This is a genomic window from Streptomyces sp. NPDC058964, from assembly GCF_042741275.1.
Lineage (GTDB): Bacteria > Actinomycetota > Actinomycetes > Streptomycetales > Streptomycetaceae > Streptomyces.
Genome location: NZ_JBHYKH010001017.1, coordinates 1 through 1,200 on the forward strand (window position 1 = coordinate 1; position 1,200 = coordinate 1,200).

Here is a 1,200-nt window from a genome sequence, read left to right on the forward strand (position 1 = left end):
GTCCTGGAGAAGTACCTGCGGCTGCGCGAGCGGCTGAAGCCGTACGTGCTCGACGTGATGCGCGAGGCGCACGAGGAGGGGCTGCCGGTGATGCGGCCGCTGTTCCTGGAGTTCCCCGGGGACCAGGCGGCCTGGGACGTCGACGACGCCTACCTCCTCGGCCGGGACCTGCTGGTCGCGCCGGTGCTGACGGCCGGTGCCACGGTGCGCACGGCCTATCTTCCGGCGGGCGCGCGCTGGACGGACGCGTGGACGGGTGAGACGTACGAGGGCGGAGCGGCCGTGACGGTGGACGCGCCGCTGGATCGCATCCCGCTGTTCCTGCGGGACGGGGCGGAGCTGCCGGTGGCTCACTAGGGCCACCGGGCCGGGGCCGACCGCGCCTGACGGCACGGCCGGCCCCGGCACCGTGTCAGCCGCCGCTGACGGACATACTGTTGGTGCGGAAGTCCAGGCCGCCGGGCGACGAGGTGATCTCGTAGCCGAACTGGACGTCCCCGATGGTCTCGTTGCCCATCCAGCCCTTGGTGTCCTTGATCCACTTCAGGACCGGCAGGATGTCGACGGTGCCGGAGTTCGAGTCCGAGGTGCGCAGGAACGAGAAGACCTCGTTGGCACCGTTGTCGCCCTTGTAGACGTCCCAGGTGTGGCCGCCGAGGGCGACGGTCCCCTGCGGGCTGCCGAGCGGGCCGACGGCTCCGTTGTGGTTGACCCAGAGCATGATCTCGTAGTCGTAGTCCGTGTCCCAGATGTCGTACGACGTGTTGTACGCGCCGGACGACGGGACCGTGACGTCGTAGCTGCTGCTCAGCGAGGTGAGGGAGGTGATCGGCTTGTTGATCACCTTCTTGGCGTTCGGGTAGGACTTGATGCCGCCGGTGCCCGGGTGGTCGGCCCAGACGCCCCAGTTGGTGCCGGAGTTGGCCCAGACGCACTGGCTGCCGGCGCCGGAGCCCCAGATGTTGTTGTAGAGGGTGTAGCCGTTCAGGTTCGTGTTGCCCCACTGGTCGCAGGAGTTCCAGACGGCGGCCTGGGCGGGGGCCGAGGCGAGGCCGACGGTGGCGCCGAGGGCCAGGGCGGGTGCCAGCAGGGCGGTCAGGGTGCGGGTGCGTGGTGCCATGGGGTTCCTTCCATGGGTGGGGGGAGTTGCGGTGCTGCTACCGCGCCTTGACGCTGATGACGCGGTCCTCTCCGGCGACG

At 69.9% G+C, this 1,200-nt stretch carries 1 protein-coding gene and 1 pseudogene; one reads left to right on the forward strand and one right to left on the reverse strand.

Features of this window, described 5'->3' with window-relative positions; translation table 11 throughout:
- Positions 1-357 (forward strand): annotated as a pseudogene (locus ACFW2E_RS47320) (family 31 glucosidase); the annotation flags it as partial.
- A gap of 55 nt (positions 358-412) precedes the next feature.
- Here ACFW2E_RS47320 and ACFW2E_RS47325 read toward each other — a convergent pair.
- On the reverse strand, positions 413-1,120 hold the full coding sequence (locus ACFW2E_RS47325) for a hypothetical protein (RefSeq protein ID WP_384478482.1): 708 nt from the start codon (positions 1,118-1,120) through the stop codon (positions 413-415).
- Positions 1,121-1,200 lie beyond the last annotated feature (80 nt).

Bases quoted from the DNA above. Each gene is read 5' to 3' on its own strand.
- ACFW2E_RS47325 (WP_384478482.1), bottom strand. From the start codon at position 1,120: ATGGCACCACGCACCCGCACCCTGACCGCCCTGCTGGCACCCGCCCTG.